Annotated in this window: 25 protein-coding genes and 4 tRNA genes; 14 read left to right on the top strand and 15 right to left on the bottom strand. The window is 69.7% G+C overall.

Features of this window, described 5'->3' with window-relative positions; genetic code table 11:
- Nucleotides 1-63: 63 nt before the first annotated feature.
- Nucleotides 64-924, bottom strand: coding sequence for a VOC family protein (locus tag AWQ68_RS23490; protein ID WP_066943704.1), 861 nt, complete (start codon nucleotides 922-924; stop codon nucleotides 64-66).
- 32 nt (nucleotides 925-956) lie between these two features.
- Complete coding sequence (locus AWQ68_RS23495; protein ID WP_218006999.1) at nucleotides 957-1,721, bottom strand: alpha/beta fold hydrolase; 765 nt, start codon at nucleotides 1,719-1,721, stop codon at nucleotides 957-959.
- A gap of 427 nt (nucleotides 1,722-2,148) precedes the next feature.
- Between AWQ68_RS23495 and AWQ68_RS23500 the strand changes: the two genes are divergently transcribed.
- Nucleotides 2,149-3,327 (top strand): PucR family transcriptional regulator, encoded by a 1,179-nt coding sequence (locus AWQ68_RS23500; RefSeq protein ID WP_066943708.1) that lies wholly within the window; start codon nucleotides 2,149-2,151, stop codon nucleotides 3,325-3,327.
- Nucleotides 3,328-3,401: 74 nt separating this feature from the next.
- On the opposite strand, the gene AWQ68_RS23505 is transcribed toward AWQ68_RS23500, so the two are convergent.
- From AWQ68_RS23505 to AWQ68_RS23515, 3 genes are all read right to left on the bottom strand, one after another.
- Nucleotides 3,402-3,473, bottom strand: a tRNA-Val gene (locus AWQ68_RS23505).
- Between the two features lie 15 nt (nucleotides 3,474-3,488).
- Nucleotides 3,489-3,559, bottom strand: a tRNA-Cys gene (locus AWQ68_RS23510).
- Nucleotides 3,560-3,572: 13 nt separating this feature from the next.
- Nucleotides 3,573-3,644: transfer RNA gene (locus AWQ68_RS23515), tRNA-Gly, on the bottom strand.
- A 146-nt stretch (nucleotides 3,645-3,790) separates the two neighbouring features.
- Here AWQ68_RS23515 and hutH point away from each other — a divergent pair.
- A complete protein-coding gene (gene hutH / locus AWQ68_RS23520; protein WP_066943710.1) occupies nucleotides 3,791-5,338 on the top strand; it encodes a histidine ammonia-lyase in 1,548 nt (515 codons plus the stop codon).
- 37 nt (nucleotides 5,339-5,375) lie between these two features.
- Here the strand turns inward: hutH and AWQ68_RS23525 are convergent, their stop codons facing one another.
- Complete coding sequence (locus tag AWQ68_RS23525) at nucleotides 5,376-6,626, bottom strand: NAD(P)-binding domain-containing protein (protein WP_084464324.1); 1,251 nt, start codon at nucleotides 6,624-6,626, stop codon at nucleotides 5,376-5,378.
- A gap of 96 nt (nucleotides 6,627-6,722) precedes the next feature.
- Between AWQ68_RS23525 and AWQ68_RS23530 the strand changes: the two genes are divergently transcribed.
- Genes AWQ68_RS23530 through AWQ68_RS23540 form a run of 3 tightly spaced genes read left to right on the top strand, consistent with a single transcriptional unit; the run spans nucleotide 6,723 to nucleotide 9,523 of the window.
- A complete protein-coding gene (locus tag AWQ68_RS23530; RefSeq protein WP_066943714.1) occupies nucleotides 6,723-7,640 on the top strand; it encodes a LysR family transcriptional regulator in 918 nt (305 codons plus the stop codon).
- A gap of 33 nt (nucleotides 7,641-7,673) precedes the next feature.
- Nucleotides 7,674-8,669: a chorismate-binding protein gene (locus AWQ68_RS23535; protein WP_066943716.1), complete on the top strand. Its 996-nt coding sequence runs from the start codon at nucleotides 7,674-7,676 to the stop codon at nucleotides 8,667-8,669.
- 23 nt (nucleotides 8,670-8,692) lie between these two features.
- On the top strand, nucleotides 8,693-9,523 hold the full coding sequence (locus AWQ68_RS23540; RefSeq protein WP_066943933.1) for an aminotransferase class IV: 831 nt from the start codon (nucleotides 8,693-8,695) through the stop codon (nucleotides 9,521-9,523).
- 7 nt (nucleotides 9,524-9,530) lie between these two features.
- On the opposite strand, the gene AWQ68_RS23545 is transcribed toward AWQ68_RS23540, so the two are convergent.
- Nucleotides 9,531-10,955 carry an LVIVD repeat-containing protein gene (locus AWQ68_RS23545; protein WP_066943718.1) on the bottom strand — a complete coding sequence of 475 codons (1,425 nt, stop codon included), beginning with the start codon at nucleotides 10,953-10,955 and terminating at the stop codon, nucleotides 9,531-9,533.
- An 83-nt stretch (nucleotides 10,956-11,038) separates the two neighbouring features.
- Between AWQ68_RS23545 and AWQ68_RS23550 the strand changes: the two genes are divergently transcribed.
- Entirely contained in the window at nucleotides 11,039-11,662 is a 624-nt protein-coding gene (locus AWQ68_RS23550; RefSeq protein ID WP_245656059.1) for a DUF305 domain-containing protein, read from the top strand.
- A 107-nt stretch (nucleotides 11,663-11,769) separates the two neighbouring features.
- Here AWQ68_RS23550 and AWQ68_RS23555 read toward each other — a convergent pair whose 3' ends face one another.
- On the bottom strand, nucleotides 11,770-12,186 hold the full coding sequence (locus AWQ68_RS23555; RefSeq protein ID WP_066943720.1) for an SsgA family sporulation/cell division regulator: 417 nt from the start codon (nucleotides 12,184-12,186) through the stop codon (nucleotides 11,770-11,772).
- Between the two features lie 539 nt (nucleotides 12,187-12,725).
- On the opposite strand from AWQ68_RS23555, the gene AWQ68_RS23560 reads away from it, so the two are divergent.
- Nucleotides 12,726-12,800, top strand: a tRNA-Val gene (locus tag AWQ68_RS23560).
- A 108-nt stretch (nucleotides 12,801-12,908) separates the two neighbouring features.
- On the opposite strand, the gene AWQ68_RS23565 is transcribed toward AWQ68_RS23560, so the two are convergent.
- On the bottom strand, nucleotides 12,909-13,121 hold the full coding sequence (locus AWQ68_RS23565) for a hypothetical protein (protein ID WP_066943722.1): 213 nt from the start codon (nucleotides 13,119-13,121) through the stop codon (nucleotides 12,909-12,911).
- A 91-nt stretch (nucleotides 13,122-13,212) separates the two neighbouring features.
- Here AWQ68_RS23565 and AWQ68_RS23570 point away from each other — a divergent pair, with 91 nt between their 5' ends.
- On the top strand, nucleotides 13,213-13,434 hold the full coding sequence (locus tag AWQ68_RS23570) for a type II toxin-antitoxin system HicB family antitoxin (RefSeq protein WP_066943938.1): 222 nt from the start codon (nucleotides 13,213-13,215) through the stop codon (nucleotides 13,432-13,434).
- On the top strand, nucleotides 13,431-13,664 hold the full coding sequence (locus AWQ68_RS23575; RefSeq protein WP_066943724.1) for a type II toxin-antitoxin system HicA family toxin: 234 nt from the start codon (nucleotides 13,431-13,433) through the stop codon (nucleotides 13,662-13,664). The genes AWQ68_RS23570 and AWQ68_RS23575 overlap by 4 nt, the downstream gene beginning before the upstream one ends.
- 482 nt (nucleotides 13,665-14,146) lie before the next feature.
- Here the strand turns inward: AWQ68_RS23575 and AWQ68_RS23580 are convergent, their stop codons facing one another.
- The 4 genes from AWQ68_RS23580 to AWQ68_RS23595 all read right to left on the bottom strand — a co-directional run bounded on the left by AWQ68_RS23580 (nucleotide 14,147) and on the right by AWQ68_RS23595 (nucleotide 17,515).
- Nucleotides 14,147-15,682 carry a S8 family peptidase gene (locus AWQ68_RS23580; protein WP_066943726.1) on the bottom strand — a complete coding sequence of 512 codons (1,536 nt, stop codon included), beginning with the start codon at nucleotides 15,680-15,682 and terminating at the stop codon, nucleotides 14,147-14,149.
- 383 nt (nucleotides 15,683-16,065) lie between these two features.
- Nucleotides 16,066-16,446 (bottom strand): hypothetical protein, encoded by a 381-nt coding sequence (locus tag AWQ68_RS23585; protein ID WP_066943728.1) that lies wholly within the window; start codon nucleotides 16,444-16,446, stop codon nucleotides 16,066-16,068.
- Entirely contained in the window at nucleotides 16,440-16,880 is a 441-nt protein-coding gene (locus AWQ68_RS23590; protein ID WP_066943730.1) for an acyl-CoA thioesterase, read from the bottom strand. Before AWQ68_RS23590 ends, AWQ68_RS23585 begins: the two co-directional genes overlap by 7 nt.
- A 2-nt stretch (nucleotides 16,881-16,882) precedes the next feature.
- Nucleotides 16,883-17,515, bottom strand: a complete 633-nt coding sequence (locus tag AWQ68_RS23595) for a TetR/AcrR family transcriptional regulator (protein ID WP_066943732.1) — start codon at nucleotides 17,513-17,515, stop codon at nucleotides 16,883-16,885.
- Nucleotides 17,516-17,787: 272 nt separating this feature from the next.
- Between AWQ68_RS23595 and AWQ68_RS23600 the strand changes: the two genes are divergently transcribed.
- From AWQ68_RS23600 to AWQ68_RS23610, 3 genes are all read left to right on the top strand, one after another.
- Nucleotides 17,788-18,018 carry a hypothetical protein gene (locus tag AWQ68_RS23600; protein ID WP_066943733.1) on the top strand — a complete coding sequence of 77 codons (231 nt, stop codon included), beginning with the start codon at nucleotides 17,788-17,790 and terminating at the stop codon, nucleotides 18,016-18,018.
- A 278-nt stretch (nucleotides 18,019-18,296) separates the two neighbouring features.
- Nucleotides 18,297-19,115 (top strand): alpha/beta hydrolase, encoded by an 819-nt coding sequence (locus AWQ68_RS23605; RefSeq protein WP_084464326.1) that lies wholly within the window; start codon nucleotides 18,297-18,299, stop codon nucleotides 19,113-19,115.
- A gap of 152 nt (nucleotides 19,116-19,267) precedes the next feature.
- The gene (locus tag AWQ68_RS23610; RefSeq protein WP_066943737.1) at nucleotides 19,268-20,338 is read left to right on the top strand and encodes a hypothetical protein; all 1,071 of its coding nucleotides are present in this window, start codon (nucleotides 19,268-19,270) and stop codon (nucleotides 20,336-20,338) included.
- Nucleotides 20,339-20,681: 343 nt separating this feature from the next.
- On the opposite strand, the gene AWQ68_RS23615 is transcribed toward AWQ68_RS23610, so the two are convergent.
- Nucleotides 20,682-21,464, bottom strand: a complete 783-nt coding sequence (locus AWQ68_RS23615; protein WP_066943940.1) for a GbsR/MarR family transcriptional regulator — start codon at nucleotides 21,462-21,464, stop codon at nucleotides 20,682-20,684.
- A gap of 254 nt (nucleotides 21,465-21,718) precedes the next feature.
- Between AWQ68_RS23615 and AWQ68_RS23620 the strand changes: the two genes are divergently transcribed.
- Together AWQ68_RS23620 and AWQ68_RS42680 are read left to right on the top strand one after the other, a co-directional pair.
- Nucleotides 21,719-22,381 carry a DUF4097 family beta strand repeat-containing protein gene (locus tag AWQ68_RS23620; protein WP_066943739.1) on the top strand — a complete coding sequence of 221 codons (663 nt, stop codon included), beginning with the start codon at nucleotides 21,719-21,721 and terminating at the stop codon, nucleotides 22,379-22,381.
- Between the two features lie 25 nt (nucleotides 22,382-22,406).
- Nucleotides 22,407-22,568, top strand: a complete 162-nt coding sequence (locus tag AWQ68_RS42680) for a hypothetical protein (RefSeq protein WP_157545629.1) — start codon at nucleotides 22,407-22,409, stop codon at nucleotides 22,566-22,568.
- Nucleotides 22,569-23,265: 697 nt separating this feature from the next.
- Here the strand turns inward: AWQ68_RS42680 and clpX are convergent.
- Nucleotides 23,266-24,558 carry an ATP-dependent Clp protease ATP-binding subunit ClpX gene (clpX, locus tag AWQ68_RS23625; RefSeq protein ID WP_066943741.1) on the bottom strand — a complete coding sequence of 431 codons (1,293 nt, stop codon included), beginning with the start codon at nucleotides 24,556-24,558 and terminating at the stop codon, nucleotides 23,266-23,268.
- Nucleotides 24,559-24,737 lie beyond the last annotated feature (179 nt).

Here is a 24,737-nt window from a genome sequence, read left to right on the forward strand (position 1 = left end):
GGCCCGGCCGTACGGCGTGCCCCGGGGGCGGGGCCGGTCCGTTCCCGGGACGGCGCGGCAAGGTCAGTGCCGGTGGCCCCAGATGTCGGGCCCGGGGATCTCGGTGACCTGCCAGGTGGCGTCGTCGATCAGCACGCCGCCGCAGCCGAACTCGGTGTGCACCCCGACCGGTGACTCGGCGTAGAAGGAGAACATCTTGTCGTTGGTGTGCTGGCCGAGCGTCATGGTGACCGGCACGTCGCGGTCCAGCACCAGGTCGTACGTGCGGCCGACCTGCTCCATGTCGGGGACCTCGAGCATGAAGTGGTGCAGGAAGGGGTGGTCGATGCCGAAGAACGGGCCGTCCACGAAGGCGATGCTGTGGTGCCGCGGATTGGTGTGCAGGAACGTGGCCCCGAACGGCGCCCGCATCGTGTCGCTGATCCTGAAGCCGAGCACGTCGGTGTAGAACGCCTGCTGCGCGGCGACGTCCGGGCTGGCCAGGACGACGTGCCCGAGGCCGAGGTCGCCGGTGATGAACCGCTCGATGTCGCGGGCGGAGGTGAACTCTCCCTCGCCCCTCGCCTGGCCGTAGTACAGCTCCACCCGGTTGCCCGCCGGGTCGAGGAAGTGCGCCATGCCCTCGACGCGCCGGATCTCCAGCTCGCGCTGCGTGGCAGGCCGGGCCCGGACGCCGTGGTCGCTCAGCTCGTCCATCGCGGCGCGCAGCGCGTCGGCGTCGGCGAGTTCCCACCCGTAGTAGGCGCCGCCGTCGCGGTCGGCCGCCTCGACGGTGACGCGGTGGTGCCGGTCGTCGATGCGGAAGTGCGTGGCGCCGTCCTCTCCCGCGACCCGCTGCATGCCGAGGACGTCCGTGGCGTAGGCGGCGAACGCCTCCGGCTCCCGGGCGTGGAGGCCGAGGTAGCCGAGCTGCTTGATGTCCATGTGTCTCCTACCTGACTGGTGGTGTCCGGCCGTCAGCTCGCGTCGGCGAGGAAGTGGCGGAGCAGGGCGGCGTAGTCGCGGGCGCGCTCGATCTGCACCCAGTGCCCGCAGTGCGGGAAGACGTGCAGCTCCGCGTTGGGCAGGTGCTGCTGGAGGTACACGCTGGAGTCGGGCGTGACGAACCGGTCCTCCCGGCCGTGCACGATCAGGAACGGGTGCGGCATCCGGCGCAGCGCGGACGGCGGCACGGCCGCCTCCGCCGGGGTCGAGACCGCGGAGAAGAACCGCTCGTAGGACCGGCGGACCTCCGGGCGCATGACCTCCCGGTAACGCTGCTCGACGATCGACGAGATCGACTCGCTCAGCGCGCTCTCGTCGTGGACGAACCACCTGGTCAGGTTCTCCAGGGCGCTGATCGTCGGGTCCTTGTAGAAGGAGACCATCCGCATGACCTCGGGCGTCGGGTGCGCGCTTCCTCCCGCGCTGCCCATCAGGGAGATCCGGGCGAACCGGTCCGGCGCCGCCATGACCAGGTGCATCGCCAGGGCGCCACCCATCGAGTTGCCGACCAGGTGCGCCCGCTCGATGCCCAGCTCGTCCATCAGGGCCAGCACCTGGTTCACCCGCAGCCGCAGCCAGCCGATGAGGGTGGGCGGCATGTCCTCCGGGTGGTCGGTACGGCCGTAGCCGACCAGGTCGGGCGCCAGGACCCGGTAGTCGCCGGAGAGCAGCGGGATGAAGTCACGCCAGTTCGACGAGGCGTTCGCGCCCGGGCCGCCGCCGTGCAGCAGGATCACAGTTTCGGAATTCTCCGCACCGCTCTCCAGAAGGAACGTAGAATAGCCATTTGTCTCGATAATTTGTTCGATTACTTGGGTCACGCGTATCGAGTTCCTTCCTCACGTGTCGGACTGCTCGGCCGGCGTTCCGCCGGTCGCCGCCCCGGGCGGCTGGCAATCATGCCCCGCGCTGTGCCAGCATTCGTCCAGGCCCCGGGTGATTGACCGCCGATCCGGACTCGGAGATCAGGGGCCCTTTCCCGGCGACCCGGCCGCCGCGTCCCGGCATGGACGGCAGCGGCTTTCGGTCACCTTCACACGCCGTGGTGTCAGCTTGTGCGGTGTTGACTCACCGTAGCCGGGCGACGGGCGGACGCGCTTCGGACGTTCTGTCGCCGCCTGTCGGACGTGATCCGACGAAGTGTCGGAGGAGAGGACCAACCCGATGAGCCTTGATGACACCCTTCAGGATCTGGCTGATCGTTTGGGCACCCCGCTGGTCGTGCTGGACCTCGACCTGAAGGTCGCGGCCTACAGCATCCACGACACCGACGCGCGCCGCTCCCGGCTGGCCCGGCTGCTGGCCGGATCCCTGGCGCCGCTGACCGAGGCCCTGGTCAGGGCGCACCGGCTGCGCGCCGTCGCGCACCCGGTGCGCGTACCGGCCGATTCCCAGTGCGACGCCCGGGTCGTCATGCCGCTGCGTCACGAGCAGCACCTCCTCGGCTACGTCTACTGCGTGGACGACCGGCCCGGCGGGGAGACGCCGGCCGACGCCATGCGGGCTTTGGAGGCCGCGGGGCCGGAGATCGGCATGCTCCTCGCGTTGCGGCTGTCGGATCTGCGCCGCAGCGTGGATCACGCGAGATCCCTGCTGTCCGCCCTGCTGGGCGACGCGCCGGACGAGCGTGAGCGGGCCGCGGAGTCCCTGCTTCGGGAAGGGCTGATCGAGGACGTCGAGCACTACTCGGTGCTGGTGTGCCGGGCCCCCGAGCCGTACCCGCGGTCCGTCACCCGGCTGGCGGTCGAGGCGACGCTGGAGTTCACCACCCGCTCGACGACCGTCAAGATCGTCGGAGCGGTCCTCGGGGTGGAGGGCGTCGTGCTGTTCCCCCGCCCGGTCAACCCGGCCAGGCTGGACCGCGTTCTCGCCTCGCCCGGCCTGGACCACGTCACGGCCGGGGCGGGCGGCGTCAAGCGGTCGCTGACCGAGGCGGTGGAGTCCTACCACGAGGCGCGGATCGCCTACCGCGCCTCACGCGCGGACCCGCGGCGTTACGGCAGGCGGGTCTTCTGGGACGACCTGGGCCTGGACCGTCTCCTCCTGCAACTGCCGCTCGACCGGCTGACGTCCGGCCACCTGCCCGCCGGGGTGCGGCGGTTGCTGGCCTCCCCGCACAAGGCCGAACTCGTCTCGACCCTGCAGAGCTACCTGGACAGCGGCGGCGAGATCCAGCGGACCGCGCGCCGGCTGAACATCCACCGCAGCACGCTGTACTACCGGCTCGACCGGATCCGGGAGGTCACCGGCTGCGACATCTCCGACGGCGCGGTACGGCTCGACCTGCACGCCGGGCTGCGGATCGCCCGCCTCGCCGGACTCTGCTCGGACGAGCCGTCCTGATCTTCAGGGGCCAGCGCCCGTCAGCGGTCCGGAAACAGAGAACCCCAGGCCGTGGGGCCTGGGGTTCCGAAGAGTGGACGATACTGGGATTGAACCAGTGACCTCTTCCGTGTCAGGGAAGCGCTCTCCCGCTGAGCTAATCGTCCTTGGCTTGGGGCCAGAGGTGGAGACGGGATTTGAACCCGTGTACGCGGCTTTGCAGGCCGCTGCCTCGCCTCTCGGCCACTCCACCACGTAAAGCTCCGAGCGGAAGACGGGATTCGAACCCGCGACCCTCACCTTGGCAAGGTGATGCTCTACCACTGAGCCACTTCCGCGTGATTTCCCGCCTCCCTTGGAGGCGGCCTCACGCAGAGAACTCTAGCGAATCCGCGCCGACTCCCCAAATCAAGCGGGAGACCCCGGGGGATGTAAGCAGCTAACATTGCAGACGCTAGTTACGACGTGCGGGAAGAGTGGAACCATGCGTGACAACGAGGTCGTGGAGATCGGGCCGGAGCCGTCGGCCTTCGACGACGTGATCAGCGTGGCCAGGTACGGTGCGCCCGTACGGCTCACGGACGACGCGATCGCGGAGATGGCCGCGTCACGGGGCCGGATCGAGGAACTGGCGGAGGGCGACACCCCCGCCTACGGCGTCTCCACCGGGTTCGGCGCCCTCGCCACCCGGCACATCGACCCGTCGATGCGCGGCCGGCTCCAGCGGAGCCTGATCCGATCGCACGCCGCCGGATCGGGACCCGAGGTGGAGACCGAGGTCACCCGGGCCATGATGTTCCTGCGCCTGCGGACCCTCGCCACCGGTCACACCGGCGTGCGGCCCGCGACCGCGCGGGTCCTGGAGAGCCTCCTCAACGCCGGGATCACGCCCGTGGTCCACGAGTACGGCAGCCTCGGCTGCTCCGGCGACCTCGCGCCGCTCTCCCATGTCGCGCTGACCATCATGGGGGAGGGGGTCGTCCGCGACCGCGAGGGTCGCGTCCGCCCCGCCGACGAGGCGCTCAAGGAGTACGGCATCGAGCCGGTCGAGCTGGCGGCCAAGGAGGGCCTCGCGCTCGTCAACGGCACCGACGGGATGCTCGGCATGCTCGTTCTCGCCATCCACGACCTGGGGCGCCTGCTCAGAACGGCCGACATCAGCGCGGCGATGAGCGTCGAGGCGCTGCTCGGCACCGACCGGGTCTTCGACGCCGCGCTCCAGGCGCTGCGCCCCCACCCGGGCCAGGCGGCCGCGGCGGCCAACATGCGCGCTCTGCTGGACGGGTCGGGGATCATGGCCTCGCACCGGGACGGCTCGTGCACGCGGGTGCAGGACGCGTACTCGCTGCGCTGCGCGCCCCAGGTCGCCGGCGCCGCCCGGGACACCGTCGCACACGCGGCCACGGTCGCCGGGCGCGAACTGGCCAGCGCGATCGACAACCCGGTGGTGCTGGCCGACGGCCGGGTCGAGTCCAACGGCAACTTCCACGGCGCTCCCGTGGCGTACGTGCTGGACTTCCTGGCGATCGCGGTGGCCGATGTCGCGTCGATCGCCGAGCGGCGGACCGACCGGATGCTCGACGTGGCCCGCAGCCACGGGCTGCCCGCCTTCCTGGCGGACGACCCGGGCGTCGACTCCGGGCACATGATCGCCCAGTACACGCAGGCCGCCATCGTGTCGGAGCTCAAGCGCCTGGCCAACCCCGCCAGCGTCGACTCGATCCCGAGCTCGGCGATGCAGGAGGACCACGTGTCGATGGGCTGGTCGGCCGGGCGCAAGCTGCGCCGCGCGGTCGACGGCCTGAGCCGGGTGCTCGCCGTCGAACTGCTCACCGCCGCCCGGGCCATCGACCTGCGCGCGCCGCACGCCCCGGCTCCCGCGACGGGGGCGGTGACCGCGCTGATCAGGGAGTCGGTCGCCGGCCCGGGCGCGGACCGCTTCCTCGCGCCGGAGATCGAAGCGGTCGTACGGCTCGTCGCCGAGGGAGCCGTCGTCGCCGCCGCGGAGTCGGTGACGGGCCCGCTGGCCTGACGTCACGTGTCGCCGCCCGGCGCGCGACGCCGCGAGGTCAGGGGATCGCCGCGATCACCTCGACCTCCAGCAGCGCGCCGGGTAGGAAGAGGCGGGAGACCTCGACGGTGGTGCTCGACGGCGGCTTCCCGGTGAGGTAGCGCGCGCGGACGTTCCCGTAGTCGGCCAGGCGTCCCATGTCGGTGACGAACGACTTGACGTGGATCACGTCGTCGAACGAGCTTCCCTGGTCCGCCAGGATCAGGCGCAGGTTCTCGAAGATGTGCTCCGTCTGGCGGGCCATGTCGTCCTCGCCGACGATGTGGCCGTGCTCGTCCACCGCGACCTGTCCGGAGACGAACAGCAGGTCACCGAAACGCACCGCGTGGGAGTACCGGCCGTTGGTCGGCGCGACCGTCGAGGGGTTGATCCGCACGGCGGCCTTCCCACCCCGGGCACCCTCGCCGATCGCGGCGTCGCCGGGGGCGTCCGCGGCGGAGGCCCAGCGGACGACGGCGGTGAGGTCCTGGTCGCCCAGGCCCGCCGCCTCGGCCGCCGCGAGCAGGTCCCGAGCGGCCGCCGTCACCGTCTGACCCGCCCCCACGCCGCCGGTCGCGAGTCGCAGGTCCTTCGCCGCCAGGCCGAGCGCGTACCGGGTCTCGACGGGGCCCCGGCCCGCCGCGGCGGCCGCCAGCCGGCCGGCGAGCGCGCCGAGCGGGGTGCCCGCGAGGACGTCGAGGAAGGTCGCGGGGGCGATGCCCATTCGCTCCGCGTACGCGAGGTTCTCGGCGAGCATCACCTGGGCGGGGACGAGCGCGCTCATGACGGCCAGCTTCAGCGCGGCGCCCGATCCGGGGCCGCCCACCTCGCGTACCGTCCCGAAGACGGCGAGCACGTCGCGGCAGCGCGCCAGGTCCTCGGGCGAACCGCCGGCCAGGACGACCAGTTCCCCGGCCTTCGCGGGCTCCAGGCTGCCGAGCACCGGCGCGTCCACCAGCCCGGCCCCCGGGGGCAGCGTCCGCCGGAGCCGCGCGACGGCGTCCGGGCCGATCGTCGACATCTCCACGACCACGACGTCGGCGCGCAGGCCGGGCAGCGCGGCGCGCACGACGGCGTCGACCGCGTCCGGATCGGCCAGCATCGTGACGACCAACTCGGCGTCCGCGACGGCCTCCGCGGGGGTCGCCGCCACCGCCGCCCCCGGAATCTCCTTACGCGTGCGGTTCCATACGGTCACCTGGTGTCCGGCGTCCACGAGCCGCCGGGCCATGAGGGCGCCCATCCGCCCCAGTCCGAGAAAAGCGATCATGCCTCGGGACTGTAGGTCGTCCCCGACCCATTCCACCAGCGACTAAATTGCATGTTATCCATGCATCCAAGTCATGGCTTGTCCTGTGGAGAGATCATGTTCGGCACTGACGGGCTCACGCTGCTCGACGCCGTGGCCCGCACCGGCTCGTTCACGGCGGCCGCCGCCGAGCTGAACTACACGCAGTCGGCCGTGTCGCGGGGGATCGCGTCGCTGGAGGCCCGGGCGGGCGGCCCGCTGTTCGAGCGGCTGCCCAGGGGCGTACGGCTCACGCCCGCCGGGCTCGCCCTGCACCGCCACGCCGTGGACGTGCTCGACCGGCTGCGCTCGGCGGCGGAGGAGCTGGCTGCCATCCACCGGGGCGTGGCCGGGAGGCTGCGCGTGGGCGCCTTCGCCACCGCCAACGCCGCGCTCGTCCCCGGCGCGCTGCGCGCGTTCCTGCGGCGCGGTCCCGACGTGGAGACCGGCATCGTCGAGGGGCCGAGCGACCGGCTCATGGAGCGTCTGGCCGACGGCGACATCGACGTCGCCGTGGTCAGCGACTATCCCTCGGGGCTCGCCGCCGGACCCGAGAGCACGCTCACACCGCTCCTGGAGGACGAGTTCCTGGTCGCGCTGCCGAGCGGCCATCCCCTGGCCGGGCGCGCGGTGGTCGACCTGCGCGAGCTGCGGGACGAGAACTGGATCGAGGCGCCGCCGCGCGGGCACACGACGATGCTTCTGACCGCGTGCGCGCGGGCCGGTTTCACGCCGCGGGCCGGTTTCCGCGTGGCCGAGTGGACCGGCAAGTTCGGGTACGTGGCCGCCGGTCTCGGCGTCACCCTCGTCCCGGCCATGGCGGCGGACGGCGTGCGCGGCCGTACCGACCTGGTGCTCCGCCCGCTCGGGGAGTTCGCGCCGCGCCGGTCGGTGTACGCGGCGCTGCCGTCCGCGGCGCCGCTCCCCGCCGCCGTGACGTTCCTGCGGCTGCTCCAGGACGAGGCGGCTTCTCAGGCCACATCGGGAAGGGCGTGAGAGGACGGTCGCCGGACCGGCGAAAATGGACCGGTGAAGGACGCTTACGCCCATGTTGGCGGCCTCCTGGCCACCGGCCTGCGCGATGTGACGACCGATCCGGCCGCGCTCGACTCGGCCGGATGGTGGGCCGTCGTCGTGACCTACGAGGGCAAGGTCACGTGCGCGCGTTTCGCCGACGTGCGCCCCGCGCCGCTGCCCCGGCCGCGCGCGCCCTGGCCGGGACCGGCCAGGGAGGCGTGGACGAGCTCGCTCGACCGCGCGGCGTACGAGCGGGGCGTGCGCGCGATCAAGGACCACATCGAGCGGGGCGACGTCTACCAGGCCAACCTCTGCCGGGTGCTGTCCGCCCCGCTCGCCGACGACGCCGACCCCGCGGCCCTCGCCGTACGGCTCGCCAGGGGAAACCCGGCGCCCTACGCCGCGCTGATCGACGTGCCCGGCCTGACGGTCGTGTCGGCCTCACCCGAGCTGTACCTGTCGCGCGCCGGTGACGTGGTCGAGTCCCGGCCGATCAAGGGCACCGGCGTCACCGCGGCCGACCTGCTGGAGAAGGACCACGCCGAGAACGTGATGATCGTCGATCTCGTACGGAACGACCTGGGCCGGGTGGCCGAGGTCGGTTCCGTCTCGGTGCCCGCGCTCTGCGAGGTCGAGGAGCACCCGGGGCTCGTCCACCTCGTCTCGACCGTACGGGCCCGGCTCGCGGCCGGAGTGGGGTGGCCGGAACTGCTCGCCGCGACATTTCCGCCCGGTTCGGTTACGGGAGCGCCGAAATACACGGCCCTGCAGATCATTAATCGGCTCGAACCACAGCCGCGCGGGCCATACTGTGGGGCAGTGGGCTGGGTCGACGCCGACCGGCGGGAAGCCGCGCTGGCGGTCGGCATCCGCACCTTCTGGGTGGAGCAGGGCATGATCCGCTTCGGCACCGGAGCGGGCATCACGTGGGGGTCCGACCCCACGCGCGAGTGGTGCGAAACCGAGTTGAAGGCGTCCCGGCTCATCGGACTCGCGTCGCGGAGCTAGCACGAGCAGGGATGGAGATCGAGATGACCGTACCCGTATGGGTCAACGGTGAATTGCTGGACCCGGAGAAGGCCGTCGTCTCGGTCTTCGACCACGGGCTGATGGTGGGTGACGGCGTCTTCGAGACGATCAAGTTCGTACGCGGGGAGGCGTTCGCGCTCACCCGCCACCTGGACCGGCTCGCGCTCTCGGCCAAGCGGATGGACCTGCCTGAGCCCGACCTGGCCGCCATCGCCGACGGCGTGCGGCAGTGCCTCGCCGCCGCGCCCGCCTGGCCGCTGGGCCGGATCAGGATCACGTACACCAGTGGGCCGGGGCCGCTCGGCTCCGACCGCGGGTCCGAGGGCACCAACGCGATCGTCATCGTCGCGGAGCAGAAGCCGTTCCCCGAGACGGCCGCGGTCACCGTGGTGCCCTGGCCGCGCAACGAGCGGGGCGCGCTCGCCGGGGTCAAGAGCACCTCCTACGGCGACAACGCCAAGGCCCTCGCGTACGCCAAGGAGCGCGGCGGCGCCGAGGCGATCTTCGGGAACCTGGCGGGCAACCTCTGCGAGGGCACCGGCAGCAACATCTTCATCGTGACCGGCGGGCGGCTCGTGACGCCGACGCTGGCCTCCGGCTGCCTGGCCGGTGTGACCCGGGCGCTGGTCCTGGAGTGGTGCGGCGGCGTCGAGGAGGACGTGCCCCTCTCCGCGCTGTACGAGGCCGAGGAGGCGTTCCTCACCTCCACCACGCGGGACGTCCAGCCGATCCGGCTGGTCGACGACCGCGAGCTGCCCCAGGCCCCCGGTCCCGTGACGCTCGCGGCGATGAAGGCGTTCGCCGAGCGTTCGGCGGGCGACCTCGACCCGTGATCGGCCGTCAGCCGCGGTAGGGATACTGGGTCTGGGCGTTGAACTCCTTCACGGTGACGTCCTTGGCGGGGTCCGTACGCGGGTCGTCGATCCGCAGGACGTCCAGACCCTTCGTGATGTCGCTCGAATAGATGTGGCCGTTGTAGTAGTACGCGGACCACGACCCGCCCACGCGCAACCCCGGCCGCAGCGGGCCGCGCTCGAAGAAGCCGATCTCGACGGGGTGGTCGGAGTCGGTGAAGTCCCAGACGGAGACCCCGCCCTGGTACCACGCCTGGACCATGATGTCCCGGCCCGGCACGGGGATCAGCGCGCCGTTGTGGGCCACGCAGTTCTCCTCCGGGCTCTGGACCCGAGGGATCTTGAAGTAGCCGTGCCGTACGAGCTCGCGTGAGGGCGTGATCTCGTAGACGGCGTTCGCGCCCTTGGTGTCGTTGCCCGAGGAGTCGCACGTCGCGACCATGCCGCCGCCCAGCTCGTCACCGAAGACGACCTTGGTCCCGTCGTTGTTGAAGGTGGCGGAGTGCCAGAGGGAGAAGTTCTCCCGGTCCGACTCGGTCGCGAGGACGACCGGCTTGACCGGGTCGGAGATGTCGATCAGGTAGCCGTCGCCGTAGCACGCGGCGGCGGCCAGCTTCTTCGCCGGATAGACCGTGATGTCGTGGCAGCCTCCGTAGCCCCCGCCGCCCTGACGGCCCTTGAACAGCGCGGGGGTGGCGACGACCTTGGCCGCCTTGGGATTCTTCACCGGCACCTCGACGATTGAGATGTTGTCGTGCGGCGCCGGGCAGTTCGGCGCGCCCGGGTCGGGTCCGCCCGCCGAGACGTAGACGTACAAGGTGTCCGGATCGGCCCCGGGCACGATCACGTTGGTGTGGGAGCCGCACTCGGTCGCCACCGCGGCCACGTACTCGGGTTTGGCCTTGTCCGAGATGTCGAAGATCCGGATGCCCTCCCAGCCCGATTTGGCCGAGGGGGCCATGGAGTCGCTCTCGCAGCGGTCGTCAGCCCGTGGGTCATCCACGGACACGATGAGCAGGTCGCCGGAGACGGAGACGTCGTTCTGCCCGCCCGGGCACAGCACCCGGGTGACCACCTTCGGGTGCGCCGGGTCGGAGATGTCGTGGACGGTGAAGCCGTCGTAGTTCCCCGCGAACACGTAGTCGCCCTGGAAGGCGAGATCGGTGTTCCAGGAGTGGGGGCCGTCGAACGGCGCCTCAAGGGGGACGTTGGCGATCGGCGTGATGTTGTCGCTGTGCAGGACCTCGTCGACGCCGAGATCGGCGCTGGCGCGCTTGGCGACACCGGAGGCCCCGCTCGACGCGCGGGCCGCCTCGGAGGACGGGACGGCCGCGGACGGGCCGGAGCCGGAGGAGCAGGCCGCGGCGCACAGCGCCATCGCCAGGCACGCCATCAGGCCCGCACGCTTCACTGTTCCCCCTGGATCTTGGAGACTGCCCCACTATGGACGTTATGTCGGGCAGAAGCAGCGCGGGTGGCACTTTTGTAACAGTTGTGCTGGCAGTTCTGGTCGCGGGAGCGGCGGGCTGCGCCGCGGACGCTCCCGCCGACCGGCGGAACCCCTTCGTCGCGGGATCCGGCGCGCCTGTCGTCGTCCCTGACGGCCCCGGAGGGCACGCCCGTACGGCGACGCCCGGGGAGCGGCTCGGCGAGTCGGACGCGCGAACCACGGCCGCCGACGTGCGTTTCGCGGAGGCCATGATTCCCCACCACCGGCAGGCGCTGGAGATGACCGGCCTGGCCGACGGCAGGGGCGCGGGAGGCGAGGTGGCCGCGCTGGCCCGGCGGATCGCCGGGGGCCAGGGGCCCGAGATCGCGACGATGACGTCGTGGCTGGCCTCCCTCGGCCGGCCCGCCCCCGCCGTACACGATCATGCTCGCCAGAACGCGTACGGCATGGCCACGCTGGAGGAGATGAACCGCCTGCGCGAGACGCGGGGCGCCGCCTTCGACACCCTGTTCCTGCGGTTGATGATCAGGCATCACGAGGGCGCGGTGCGGATGGCGGAGGAGGAGCTGCGCGACGGGACGGACCGGCTCATGCGGGAGATGGCCCGTGACATCGTCTCGGGGCAGCGGGCCGAGATCGGCCGGATGCGGCGGATACTCGCCGGTTAGGACGCCCGATCAGGGCGCCCGGGATCGGGACACCGGCCGGTCAGGGGCCGGTCCCGCGAATGATCACTATCGCTTGTTTCAGCGCCGGTCGATCGGGACCGGTCGGATCAGGAGCTCCACAGCATGTTGCTGAGCTCTTCGTCGAGGTCCATGAAGTCGGTCTCACGGCCGGCGGGAACGAGCTCGAAAGTGCGGTGCAAGAACTGCGTCAGCGGAGCCAGCGGCACTTCGAACAGGGCCTGCCCGAACGGGGAGGTGAGACTGATGTTCAAGGTGCGCTCGCCGTCGGAGCGGGCGGGCCACACCTGGACGTCGCCCTCTCCCACGCGCCGGACGATGCCGACGGTCAGCAGTTCGCGGGCGAAGATCCACTCGACCGGTTCGTCGTTTCCCACGTGGAATGCCATGCGTATGGCGTAAGGGTCCTCGGCCGTGTAACTGAGCCCGGCGAGCAGGGGCACGGTAGTACGGTCGGGGACCACAAGCCGAAGGCCCAGCTCGGCAGTGACGGTGGTGCTGTTCATCGTCAGCCAAACCTTTCGTGACGGGTCCCCTCACAGGGGCTTGCAACTGCTCTCACGGACTTGCTGTCGCCCGCGAAGCTATGTACGCGAACGAAGAAACCCGTAGGAGAGATTCCGCTTCCTGGGCCTTCTGTAACGCATCTCACAGGTAGACATTTGAGCATCTACCTGGTCAAACATCGCTAACAGCCGCATGTTGGCGCTGGTTTTGCGTGTCGATCCGGCTGTCATGGCGAAGTCTTGCACGGTACAAATGATCTTAGCTCGGGGCGTATAGGGGGACTCTGGGGCATCACGATGCTATGACAACACGGCGAGGTCTCGCCGGTCCGGGGGAGAACGACGCGGCGAGGGGGCGGCCCCGCCGCCTCCGCCGAGCGCCTGGGGCGGCGCCCCCCAGCCGGCCGGAGGGTGGCCGCCCGAGCTTGCCAAGGAGCCCCGGCGGCGGGAGAGCGGCCCGGGGGATCGTTCGCTTCGCCAGGACCCCGGGAAGTGCGGTATGGTTTTCCCCGTCGGCGCCGCAAGGGGCCGATCATCCCGGGCGATTAGCTCAGCGGGAGAGCGCTTCGTTCACACCGAAGAGGTCACTGGTTCGATCCCAGTATCGCCCACCACGTTTGTGCAGATCAGGAGGCCGGTCCGCTACCCAGCGGACCGGCCTTTCGCTTCCCCTGAGTGACTACCGTTCCGGTGGCCCGCCATTCCATGGATCGGTTGCACCATCAGTCCATCCAGTGGAACCAGACGTCGAAGATCGAATAGTGCGGCCCGTCGCCGAGGTTCGTATCGATCTTCAGGCGTGGCAAGGACGGCCGACTGAGGAGTCGAGGGCCGACGAGCGTGATGCGGTGTCGATCCAGGACCTGGGAGATCTGTTCGCAGCCTTCCTCCCATGCTGGGATCGGCATTTCGGTGACGGCATCGAGCCATGGCATGGAGTGGAACCCGCGACCGTCGGGGAGATCACGAGGGGTGGCTTGGCCCTACTGGCGGGTCCGGCGAAGTGCGCTGGCGTACGCTAACGGCATGAGCCAGACCGTCTCCTTGACCGCGACCATCACCCCCGACGAAGAGGGTTGGTACGTCGCGCGCTGCGTCCAGGTTGAGGTGGCCAGTCAGGGCCGGACGGTTGACGAGGCCCTGGCCAGCCTCCGCGACGCTCTGGAGCTTTACTTCGAGGACGAGCCTCTTCCCCAGACCCCGCAGCAGCCGATCGTGGCGCCGATCGAGATCCGTCGCTCGGCATGAGCCCGCGCCAGTTTCCGGTCTGCTCCGGCACTGACGTCGTGCGCGCGCTGGAGAAGTGTGGCTTTGAGGTGGTGGCCACCAGGGGCAGCCATTGCAAGCTGCGCCAGGTCGCCGAAGACGAGAGTCGCACCGTGATCGTGCCATTGCACGACACTCTGGCCGTCGGTACGCTCGCCTCCATCGTGCGGCAGGCTGGCCTTACTTCCGAGCGTTTACGCGACCTGCTGTGATCATGCGGCCGCGCCGCGTTCCGTTCGCAGCCCCTGTCACCTATGCACGATGGGACCATTGGGTGACGAACTGAGTGACAACGACCACGGGCGCCCGTAGATCCGTACGGACGTCCATGGATGGTTGGCCCAGGTGATGGCCGCTTTTTACGGCACGTCGGCGATGTGGCCGATCTGCTTCACACCGAAGAGCGCGGTCGTTTTCGGCGTCATTCGCCGGGAACCTGTCGGGTGGCGTACGACTCGATCCCGTCGAGGATGCGCTCAAGTCCGAAGTCGTCTGCGAGGGCGGGGCCGGCCGCATATGGCGACCTCGTCATGACGTTTGTCGTGTGTGGGGCCCAGCTGCTCGCGCGCCGGCGGAAAAGCGATCTTGGGTCGTCTGGTCCAACTCCTGGTCCCCGTATGGCGCTGGGCCCGCACCGTCATGACGGTGCGGGCCCAGCGTGGTGGTGTCACTTAGGTGATTGCGGGGTGTCAGCTCACTGGATGACCGCGAGGGCGTCGACGACACCGGCGCCGAAGAAGCTGTTGTCGTCGACGGTGCCGGTGCAGGCCGCAGTGTTCTGCGGGCACGGCTTGGACACGGCCCGTGCCTTGAGCTCGCTGATCATCTGGGCCGGCGACCAGGACGGGTGCGCCGACTTCATCTGCGCCATGACGCCGGCGACGTGCGGGCTCGCCATCGACGTACCGCTCTTGGTGCCGTAGCCGTCGGCCCCCGTCCGGGTGTTCCAGGTCGTCGAGTAGATCGACGAGCCGGGAGCCGCGACGTCGATCTTGCCGAGGCCGTAGTTGGAGAAGGACGACCGGATGCTGTCCAGCGTGGTGCCCACGCGCTGCAGGGATGCGACCGTCACGACACCGTCGAGCTCAGCCGGGATGTCGCTGCAGCCGTTGTTGATCGTGCGCACGGTCGGCCTCGGCGCGTCGTTGGGGCTGCCCGTGTCCACGGTCTTGTTGGCGATGTCGTAGTTGGAGTTGCCCGCCGCGGCGACGTGAACGACGCCCTGCTTGGCGGACCACTCCACGGCGCGCCGGACGGCCTCCTTGCTGGCGGCCTGGTCGGGCTGGTCGTCACACCAGAACTCGAACGGGTCGACGTAGTAGGAGTTGTTCGTGACGTCCATGTGCTTCAGGCCCGCCCACACGAAGCCGCAGATGGCGTACTCCGGGTAGATGAAGCCGTCGTTGTTGACGACCTTGACGGCCGCCATGCGGACGTTCGGCGCGACACCGACGATGCCGATGTTGTTCCGGGCGGCGGCGATGGTGCCGGCGACGTGCGTACCGTGGTCGCTCGACGTCGGGCGCCAAGCCAACGGCGTCAGATCCGGACGGCCGACGTTAGTGCAGTTGACCGAGTTCGCGACGTCGATGTTGGCCTTGAGGTCCGGGTGTGTCGGCGAGATGCCGCTGTCGAGCACCCCGACGAGGACGTTGCGGTTGCCGTCCGAGACCGCCTGCGCCTGCGGCGCCTTGATCATCTGCATGTCCCACTGGAGGCCCTCGTTGGGGTCGAGGCTCTCGCCAGGCTGCGGGTCGGACGGGATGTCACCGTTGTCCGGCTTCTTGGCACCCTTCTTGTACCCGTTGGCACCGGGGCCCCACGGCGGGGCCAGGTCGGCCGGCGTCCCCTCGGACACCCCGGCCGTGCGGGTGGCGCCGACGGAGGCGACCGCGTTGCCACCCTCGGCGGTGACGTTCGCACGGAAGGCCGCGCGGTCGGAGTGGGCGACGACCACGCCGATCTGGGGCCAGGACTGGACGACGACACCTCCGGCGGCCCGGACCGCGCGCTCAACGAGACGAGTCTGGCCGGGGTTGGCGATCCGGGCGTTGACGACGTAGCTCATGAGCATCCCGTCGGGGATGTCCACGTTGACCGGTGTCGATGTCGGCTCGTCGGTGGTGGCCGCGCTGGCCGAGTCGGTCACGCCTCCAAGGAAGGCGGCACCTACCATGGCGAACGCCGCGGCGGTGGCCGCGAGGCGTCGCTTGGGCAGGGCAAGTTGCATGCGTTGCTCCTTGAACGGTGGGGCCGCGGCACCCATGGCCGCGGTCTGGCTGGCCCCGATTCCGAAAGCCCGAAATCTCCCTGAATCCAGCCTTTCGAGTTGGTTGGTGACCGTAACAGCTCAATCATGAATTGTTCAAGAGTTCACCAAGGCGGAAGCCGAGGGCAGGATCGGGGCATGCGCCTCACCAACCCGTATCCACCGGTCGAGCAGGGCGGCGACCCGTCAACGAGGGGCCTGCCGTTCCCTACGGATCAGAGGGCGGTTGTGTCAGAAGATCGCTTGGGGAAGCGACGCCCTCGAGCTCTACTTGGAGGACGAGCTCTGCCGGAGCTCCCGCAGCAGCCGATCGTCAGCCGTCGTCACGCAAGGTGACTCCGGGGCTATGCACGCCGGCCCGAGTGGAGGGACCGCCACAAGGCGGCTTGGTCCAGCGTGTCGATCTGCCAGGTGCGCGACCGGAGCGTGCCGCGGTGACGGTATGCGCGCATGATCCGCACATGCGGGCGCAGCCGTACGAACGCATGGAGGTCGTCTTCGCCGCGCCACACGGACAGCGAGCCGACCCGGTGGCCGGGGAGATCGAGCCAGAGCCACATGCCCACCGCGCCGGGCAGCTCCGGCCACAGGCGGCTCAGCGACAGGCCGTGCCGCACGATGCCGGGCAGGTCGAGGAGGCGGTTCATCCGGTAGTCCGTCAGCGCGGCGACCAGTGGACCCGATCGGTCGGCCGCCGGGCCGGCGATCCAGCGGGACCTCAGCACGCCGCCGCCGTTTGGCGGAGCAGGGGTTCGGCGGCGGTGCGCAGTTCGTCGCTGAACGGCGCGGGCCGCAGTGTGGCCGGGTCCAGGTTGACGTTGACGCGGTAGCCCTCAGCATGCACCACCGTGCGGTCGGGGGACAGCACGCGGAAGCCGTAGACGCCGCTGCTGCGGCCCATGCGCTCCATCCAGAAGTGCACCAGCGGCTCGCCCGCCCCCGCGATGGGCACGTGGTAGGTCACCTTGAACTCACGCACCGCCAGAAACACGTCCTTGAACGCCGACCGGGCCGGATCGGGGGCCCAGCCCAGGCGCTGCCAGTACGCGCCGATCGCCCGCTCGACCAGCAGGGCGTACCGGGAGTTGTGCAACAGGCCCATGGCGTCGAGATCGTCGAAATGCACCTGGACCGGCTCGTGCACGCCATCTTCAGTCATGATCAATCCTCCGGGAGAAGCGTCGGGTCGGGGCAGAGCGCGCGCAGGCGTTGCAGGACGGCGCGGCGGGCGTGGACGAGCGAGACCGGCCCGTCGTGCAGCCGGGAGTGGACGACCACCATCTCGCCGAGCGCGTCGATCTCGTACGCGAGCTGGGCCGGGTCCACGCTCTCGGCCAGCTCACCCTGCGCCACGGCCTGCGCCACGTGCCGCCGGATGAACTCCTGCCACTCGCGCATGGCGCGCGCGACGCGATCGCGCACCAGGCCGGGACGATCGTCGAACTCGGCCTGGACGGTGAAGAAGAAGCACCCGCCGGGGAGCACGCCCTCGTCGTAGAACCTCAGTCGCGCCTCGTGCAGTGCGAACAGCCGCCGCACTCCGGCCGGGGCCGCCATGGCAGGCGCCACCACCCGGTCGGCCCACTGGCGGACGGCCCATTCCACGGCGTCGAGCTGCAGTTGCTCTTTGTCACGCCAATGAGCGAAGAATCCGGACTTGCTGGTGCCGGTGGCCGCCGCCAGCCGCCCCAGGGAGAGCCCGTCCAGCCCTTCGACGGAGGCCAGGGCCACCGCCTGTTCGAGGATCGCCTCGCGGCTGCGCAACCCGCGCAGCCGCCGGCCGTCTTGCGTCATGGGGGCCAAACTACATTAACGACCGATCGGTTGTATATCTGCTCGAGGCGCCGAACCGATCGCGTCATCGCTCCCGGCGGCGGGTGAGGCAGGCGAGAAGGACCTATGGATTCGCGCGTCCGGAGGGCCGAGAAAGCAGCGTTTTCGCAGATCAGTGGCGATATGTGAACAGCATGTTCGCGTGTGCCCAGGCGTTCCGCTTCCGTTAGATCTGCTGGGATGCGAATTCTGGTGACCGGGGCGACCGCGGCCAGGACATCCGCCTGGAAGCGGTGACCCCGGCGAAGGCCCGCGACCTGTACCTGGCCCAGGGCGGCTTCGCGGCGGCCAACGCCGACTTTCTCACCGGTTTCCAGACCTACTCGGGAGAGGAGGCCGACTCCTCACAGGCCGAGGAGTCCGCCCCGGCGGTGTCGGCCGCGATGCCCACATCGGAGGAGGTCACCGGCAAGCCCGCCCGAACGTTCGCCGACTGGGCCCGCGACCACGCCCGGGACTTCTGAGCCGGGCCGCCGACGGCGGTCCGGGCTCGTGCGTGCGGGGCCGTGGTCGTCCCGCACACCTTTCATGCTCTTGAGGGGTTGACAGCGCGGCTCATGCTCTTGAGGGGTTGACAGCGCGGCCGGCGAGCGCGAAGAAAGGCGGCGTGAGAACTCGCCGTCTTCTCCTGGTGCTCGCATCGGCCGTCCTCCTGTCCGGATGCCGGAGTGGCGTAGCTCCGGCCGAGCCGCGGGCATCCCTTCCCGCTTCCACGCAAGGCTCCGCCAGGCTCGCGAAGGTCGTGTCGCGGGAGGTCGTGGACGAGCGGACCGACAGGCTCACGATCGACTCGCCGGCGATCGGGGGAGTGCGGTCGGTGTGGGTGATGAGACCGACGGCCTGGAAGAAGGGCTCCAGCGGCTGGCGGGCGCTGTACATGCTGCACGGCTGCTGCGCGGGCGGCGCCTGGGACTGGCTCAAGACCGGCGAGGTCGAGCGGATGACGGCCGACCTCGACGCCGTGGTCATCGTCCCCGAGGGCGGGCCGATGGGCTGGTACACCGACTGGCACGACGGCCCGGCATGGGAGGCGTTCCACATGACCGAGTTGCCCGCCCTGATCGAGCCGATGTACGGCGTGGGCGGGCGCCGGGCCGTCGTGGGCTACTCCATGGGAGGCTTCGGCGCCTTCGGCTACGCGGCCCGGCACCCGGGCATGTTCGAGGCCGCCGCCTCACTCTCCGGCGTCCTCGACATCCGCAACGACGTGGAGGGATTCAGCGCGTTTCTGCGAAGCCACGGTGTGGACAGCGAGGACGTGTGGGGCGACCCGAGCGGCTGGGCGGCCGACAACCCGGCGGACCAGGTGGCCCGCCTCAAGGGCGTACGCCTCTATGTGTCGAGCGGCAACGGCGACCCCGGCCCGCTCGACGCGCGTACGGGCGTCGCCCGCAGCGACAGCGAGGCCGGCATCATGCGCCAGAACGAGACCTTCGCCGAGGCCGCCGAGAAGGCCGGGCTCACCATCACCAAGGACTTCTACGGCGACGGCACCCACACCTGGCCCTACTGGATCCGCTCGTTCCGGCACGCCCTGCCCATCCTCCTGCCCCACGACTGACCGCACCGGGGGATCCGTGTCGTAACGGAACGGATCTCTTTCGAGCTTCCGGGCGAGTGACTCAGCGACAAGGTTCCCGGACCGTGCACAGTTCGTCCGTCCGGCGATATCCGACGGATGCGATCGCTGTACTTTAGCCGGACAATACCTCGATGGGTGACCTGGATTTCTTCGTCGATTTGATGATCACAGGCACGGTGCTGGGCTTTGACCACACCAGCGATCTGGCTGATGTGGAGGAGACGTTCGGACATGGCCACACGTTCGAGGCGTCCTCGGGAGTGATCTCCGACTTCGGCCTGGTCGAGTTCGGCTGGTGGCGGGACCGGCCGCAGGACGAGTGGGCGGTCATCTACTTCGGTGCCCAGACTCACCGGCTGCCGTGGCTCACCAGTGATGATCAGGTTGAAAGTCCCCTTGTGGACCGCTACGGCGGTTTCCGGCCCCGGCTCGACGTCGGTGAGTTACACGCTGCCGTACAGGCGCGTGGGTTCACGCTGCAAGAGCGCCCGTCCTATAACGACGGCTGTGTCGACTACTGGGAGCCCACATCGAGGATGGGGTTGATCGCGGTGACGGATCCCGACGAATGGGAGGAACCGTCCGGGACGGTGCTCAAAATGCTCGGCCCGGGAGGTCGGTACGCATGGCTGTCCTTCCAGGGGAGCGAGCAGATGTTCAAGAGCTACGCCGACCACGTGCTGCCCCTGGCCGAGCCGCGACTGGCCGCCTGGCTGGACAAACGCGAACCCGACGCGGAGCCCCGGCGAACCGACTGGTGGCACTGTCTCCGAAGCGTGGTCGCCGAGCGCACCGGCGGGCCTTCCACGGAGAGCGCACGGTGGTGGCGGCTCCGCACCGTTCTCGACCGCCACGCGGCGGAACGCGGTGTGGACCGGGAGGACGAGGCGGCCGTCAACCTGATCACCACGCTCGTCGAGGTTCGCGACTCAGATGTGGCGGACGGCTTGCCGACGATGGACGAGGCGGTAGAGGGTTGGCTGGCGGCGACGACGACCCTGGCGAATGCCGCACGCCTGTGCACCGAGCGACCTCTCCGGCCGGCCGATATTCGGTTGTCCCGCCGCCTGCGTAACCAGATCCACGCCATCCAGCCCTGCTTGCCCTATGTCGCCTCGGCCGTCCTGGCTGATGAGCTCCGGGCCTGGATCGAACTCAAACGCCCGCTGCTCCGACTGCCTGTTTCAAATGGCGCGGAATGACCCGATGGGGAAGTGGGCGCATGCGATTTTCCCGCTGGGCCGCGCAGATACGGGGCTGATATAGCAGGCGAACGAAAAGCCACGCTTAAGAGCCCGGGTGGGCCTGGCTTGGCGTGACTGGTCGTTCCATAGCTGGTGGCAGGGTGTTTCACAGGTGGTCGCCTGTGAAACAGGTCGCCGGGCGCGGGCTGTCTTGGGCGAGGTCTGTTTCATGGGTTGGTGTAAACGGCCTGTGAAACGCACACATGAAAACGATGCCGGCGCTGTCGCGAACCGCCGCGGCCCGAGGTGTGGGCGGTCCACAAGGGTGGCGCAGGTGAAAGACGACACGGCCGGTTTCGTCTCATGCCGTGGCCGTCGGGACGGCTGTCTGTCCGTGCTCTTGGCTCGGCTTGGCGGTGCCGTCTGAGGTCGTTTCGGTTTTGGTGTAGAGAACCTCGCGGCCCTGCTCCGCGGCGCGGATGAGGCCCTCGCTGACGAAGTCGAGGAAGCGGGCGACGTTCTCCAGGCGAGTGGCGGCCGGGGTGCCGGGGCCGAGGATGCCGACGCCCTGCCGGGCGGCCTCGACGACCTGGTCGTTGGACCGGGCGCTGCGGATCATCGACTGGTACCAGAGGTCGTCGTCGACGACGTAGCGCTCGCGGCGGCGTTCGTCGCGTTGCCGGCGGATGAGGTCCAGGTTCTCCAGGAACGTGATCGCTTTGGAGATGGACGCCGGGCTGACCTGGAGGCGCTGGGCGAGTTCGGAGGCGGTGAGGCTGCCGGTGTCGGTCGTGTAAAGGCAGCCCAGCACCCGGGCCATCATCTTGGGCAGGCCCGAGGTCATGAAGACGGTGGTGAGGGTCTCCTGGTAGTCGCGCACGGCCTCGGCGTCGCGTCCGTGGGGCTGCGGGGACGCCTGCGCCCCTCGGGGCGGGGCCTGCCTGCGCCGGTGGGTGCGCTGTTGGGTGGCGCGGTGGGCCAGGTCGGCGCGGTAGCCGGTGGGGCCGCCGTTCCGCGTCACCTCACGCGTGATCGTGGAGGTCGGACGGTCGAGACGGCGGGCGATCTCGGCGTAGGCGAGGCCGTCGGCCAGCCCCAGCGCGATCTGCTGGCGTTCCTGCTGGGTGAGCCTGCCTCCCGGCATCACGACCCCCTTCATGCCCCACGGGCGCTCCGTGGCGCTGCTCGGTGTTCCCTGACGCCTCCACCATAGCGTTCAGCTTCAGTGCATTGCAATGATCGGGCGATCGTCATTGCGTTAAGCTTCAAGAACGTTGCAACAGTTTCTCGGCATCTACCTGCGTAGATGTCGATTCTATGCAACGCCGATGTTGCAAGCTTTTGGAATGCAACGTAGCGTTTCTGGTGTCAGAAACAACGCGGCACAAGGAGCACACGATGCAGAAGTTCGACACCCCCGCCCCGATCTCCGCCGTCCTCGACATCCCCGCGGGACGCGTCCAGGTCATCGCCGCCGACCGGGCCGACACCACGGTCGAGGTCCTTCCCGCGAACTCCTCCAAGAGCCGCGACGTGAAGGCGGCGGAGCAGACCACGGTCGAATACGCCGACGGCGTCCTGCGGATCGAGACCCCGGTGAAGAACCAGTACCTCGGCCCGACCGGAGCCATCGAGGTGACGGTCAAGCTGCCCGGCGGCTCCCGCGTCGAGGCCAAGACGGCCGGCGCCGAACTCCGGACCGTCGGCCGCCTCGGCGACGTCACCTTCGAAGGCGCCTACCGCCAGATCAAGCTCGACGAGACCGCGAGCCTCCACCTCACCGCGACCGACGGCGACGTCGAGGTCGGCCGCCTGGGCGGCCCCGCGCAGATCAGCACCGCACGGGGCGACATCCGGATCACCGAGGCCACGGGCGGCAAGGTCGTGCTGCGCACCCAGTCCGGCGACATCTCGGTCGGCGCCGCCGCCGGCGTGTCGGCCTCCCTGGACGCCGGCACCACCCACGGCCGCATCACCAACGCCCTCAAGAACGACGGCACCGCGGAACTCCACATCCAGGCCACAACCTCCAACGGCGACATCGCCGCCCGCAGCCTCTGATCAGCGGCCTTTGAGGAGCGGCATCATGACGAACCCGGCCATCGCGGCGAACGGGCCGCGCAAGTCCTGCCCCGACAAGAACGGCGACAAGGACGGCGACAAGGACGGCGACAAGGACGTGCTCGACGGCGCCGGCATCGCCGCGGTCTCCTACCTCTGGACCAAGAACACCTACAACAAGGCCTGACCATGAACCGGCCGAACAGGGCCGTCAGACCAACCGGTCTGACGGCCCTGTGCCTTTCCGAGCGTCACTTCGGGGCTGGGGTCACGTTCGGGAGAACACCGGCCAGTAGCTCTGGAACGACCAGGAACGCCAAGGCAGGCCCTCTCGGGCTCATCAGCGTGACTTCTCGTTCGCCTGCTCCAGCAGACCTGATACTCGCCTGATCGACGCTCGGGTCGATACGCCACCGCTGCCGGCGGCATGGAGTGGGAAAGGGACGCGCGCCTTCCCGGCAGGGAGTAGGCGCGCGTCCTCGAGTCAGCGGCTGGAAGCGGCCAGCAGCAGCTCGGCTTCGCAATGCAGCGCCGCGATCACCAGGAACTCGAAGCGTAGTTCCTCGGCGAGGCGGTCCAGAACATCCATCGGGCCTCCCAGATCGAACGACGCATCAATCGCCACATTGGTTCACATCGGGCGTATGCGGCTTATCCGACGTATTACCGCTCCTGGTGCGATCAGATTCCGGCGTACTCACGCTGTTACACGCACGGTCGCGCTGCGACGGTGTACGCCCCGGCTTCGCCCGCCGGCGGTCGGTTCGTCAGCGTCGCGTTCAACCGGGCGTTGCGAACAGCAGGTCGAGCGCGGGGCACGGCTCCGGGGCTCGGGCAATGACCTGGGACGGCCGAAGCGGTACCACGCGCTGTGGGGGAGCCGCTCAGGCGGACTTCTCCTGGCTCCGCCGTCCGTGGCCGGGGCGCCCGCGAGGCACGAGGGTCGGGTTGACGTTGTGGAGCACGGTTTCCCGGTCGATCACGACCCGCGCGACGTCGTCGCGGCCGGGCACCTCGTACATGACGTTGAGCAGGACCTCTTCGAGGATGGCGCGGGCTCCCCGGGCGCCGGTGCGGCGCAGCAGCGCCTGGTCGGCGATCGCGTCCACCGCGTCGGCGGTGAACTCCAGCTCGACGCCGTCGAGCTCGAAGAGCCTGCGGTACTGCTTGAGCAGCGCGTTGCGCGGCTCGGTGAGGATCCGGGTCAGCGCCGTCCGGTCCAGCGGGTGCAGGGTGGCCACGACCGGGAGCCGGCCGACGATCTCGGGGATCAGCCCGAACTTCAGCAGGTCCTGCGGCGTGACGTCGGCCGGCGCGTCGGCTCCGTCCCCCGCCTGGGCGGTGCGGAGGGCGGCGCCGAACCCCGCGCGGCCGCGGCCGACCCGCTGCTCGATGATCTGCTCCAGACCGGCGAAGGCTCCGCCGACGATGAACAGCACGTTCGTGGTGTCGATCTGGATGAACTCCTGCTGGGGGTGCTTGCGCCCGCCCTGCGGCGGCACGCTCGCCACGGTGCCCTCAATGATCTTCAGCAGGGCCTGCTGGACACCTTCGCCCGAGACGTCGCGGGTGATCGACGGGTTCTCGCTCTTGCGTGCGATCTTGTCGATCTCGTCGATGTAGACGATGCCGGTCTCGGCCTTCTTCACGTCGTGGTCGGCGGCCTGGAGCAGCTTGAGCAGGATGTTCTCGACGTCCTCGCCGACGTAGCCCGCCTCGGTGAGGGCGGTGGCGTCGGCGATCGCGAACGGGACGTCGAGCAGCCGGGCGAGCCGCTGGACGAGGTACGTCTTGCCGGAGCCGGTCGGGCCGACCAGCAGGATGTTGGACTTGCCCAGCTCCACCGGCTCCTCGCCCGCGGAGCCGCTTCTTCCGGCCGCCGCCCGTACGCGCTTGTAGTGGTTGTAGACCGCCACGGAGAGCGCCTTCTTCGCGCTGTCCTGGCCGATGACGTACTGGTCGAGGAACGCGTGGATCTCCCGCGGTTTCGGCAGGTCGTCGCGGGTCGGGGCGGACGACTCGGCGCTCTCCTCCTCGATGAGCTCCCTGCAGAGCCGGACGCACTCGTCACAGATGCACAGCGGGGTCGGCCCGGCGATCAGCCGGCTGACCTCGTTCTGGCTCTTTCCGCAGAACGTGCATTTCAGCAGGTTGTCGCCGTTGTCGGTACGGGCCATTCCGGAGCGTCTCCTCAGTGGTCGAAAGGGGTCCACGTCCGAAGGCGCCCGGACCGGGGGCGCGGACGAGGCGGGGGGGGCGGGGGTCGAACCGCTCATGGCGCCTTTTCGAATGGCGACAACACATGTTCTCATCATCTGGATGGCTTCGGTACCTCGCAACCGGAGCACGTCGGCCG

Origin of the sequence: Microtetraspora fusca (genome assembly GCF_001570365.1) — a bacterium.
Lineage (GTDB): Bacteria > Actinomycetota > Actinomycetes > Streptosporangiales > Streptosporangiaceae > Microtetraspora > Microtetraspora fusca.

What these genes read in the sequence shown, in the direction of transcription:
- AWQ68_RS23490 (WP_066943704.1), bottom strand. Translation starts at nt 924, where the DNA reads ATGGACATCAAGCAGCTCGGCTACCTCGGCCTCCACGCCCGGGAGCCG.
- AWQ68_RS23500 (WP_066943708.1), top strand. Translation starts at nt 2,149, where the DNA reads ATGAGCCTTGATGACACCCTTCAGGATCTGGCTGATCGTTTGGGCACC.
- hutH (WP_066943710.1), top strand. Translation starts at nt 3,791, where the DNA reads ATGCGTGACAACGAGGTCGTGGAGATCGGGCCGGAGCCGTCGGCCTTC.
- AWQ68_RS23525 (WP_084464324.1), bottom strand. Translation starts at nt 6,626, where the DNA reads ATGATCGCTTTTCTCGGACTGGGGCGGATGGGCGCCCTCATGGCCCGG.
- AWQ68_RS23530 (WP_066943714.1), top strand. Translation starts at nt 6,723, where the DNA reads ATGTTCGGCACTGACGGGCTCACGCTGCTCGACGCCGTGGCCCGCACC.
- AWQ68_RS23540 (WP_066943933.1), top strand. Translation starts at nt 8,693, where the DNA reads ATGACCGTACCCGTATGGGTCAACGGTGAATTGCTGGACCCGGAGAAG.
- AWQ68_RS23555 (WP_066943720.1), bottom strand. Translation starts at nt 12,186, where the DNA reads ATGAACAGCACCACCGTCACTGCCGAGCTGGGCCTTCGGCTTGTGGTC.
- AWQ68_RS23565 (WP_066943722.1), bottom strand. Translation starts at nt 13,121, where the DNA reads ATGCCATGGCTCGATGCCGTCACCGAAATGCCGATCCCAGCATGGGAG.
- AWQ68_RS23570 (WP_066943938.1), top strand. Translation starts at nt 13,213, where the DNA reads ATGAGCCAGACCGTCTCCTTGACCGCGACCATCACCCCCGACGAAGAG.
- AWQ68_RS23575 (WP_066943724.1), top strand. Translation starts at nt 13,431, where the DNA reads ATGAGCCCGCGCCAGTTTCCGGTCTGCTCCGGCACTGACGTCGTGCGC.
- AWQ68_RS23580 (WP_066943726.1), bottom strand. Translation starts at nt 15,682, where the DNA reads ATGCAACTTGCCCTGCCCAAGCGACGCCTCGCGGCCACCGCCGCGGCG.
- AWQ68_RS23590 (WP_066943730.1), bottom strand. Translation starts at nt 16,880, where the DNA reads ATGACTGAAGATGGCGTGCACGAGCCGGTCCAGGTGCATTTCGACGAT.
- AWQ68_RS23595 (WP_066943732.1), bottom strand. Translation starts at nt 17,515, where the DNA reads ATGACGCAAGACGGCCGGCGGCTGCGCGGGTTGCGCAGCCGCGAGGCG.
- AWQ68_RS23610 (WP_066943737.1), top strand. Translation starts at nt 19,268, where the DNA reads ATGGGTGACCTGGATTTCTTCGTCGATTTGATGATCACAGGCACGGTG.
- AWQ68_RS23615 (WP_066943940.1), bottom strand. Translation starts at nt 21,464, where the DNA reads ATGCCGGGAGGCAGGCTCACCCAGCAGGAACGCCAGCAGATCGCGCTG.
- AWQ68_RS23620 (WP_066943739.1), top strand. Translation starts at nt 21,719, where the DNA reads ATGCAGAAGTTCGACACCCCCGCCCCGATCTCCGCCGTCCTCGACATC.
- AWQ68_RS42680 (WP_157545629.1), top strand. Translation starts at nt 22,407, where the DNA reads ATGACGAACCCGGCCATCGCGGCGAACGGGCCGCGCAAGTCCTGCCCC.
- clpX (WP_066943741.1), bottom strand. Translation starts at nt 24,558, where the DNA reads ATGGCCCGTACCGACAACGGCGACAACCTGCTGAAATGCACGTTCTGC.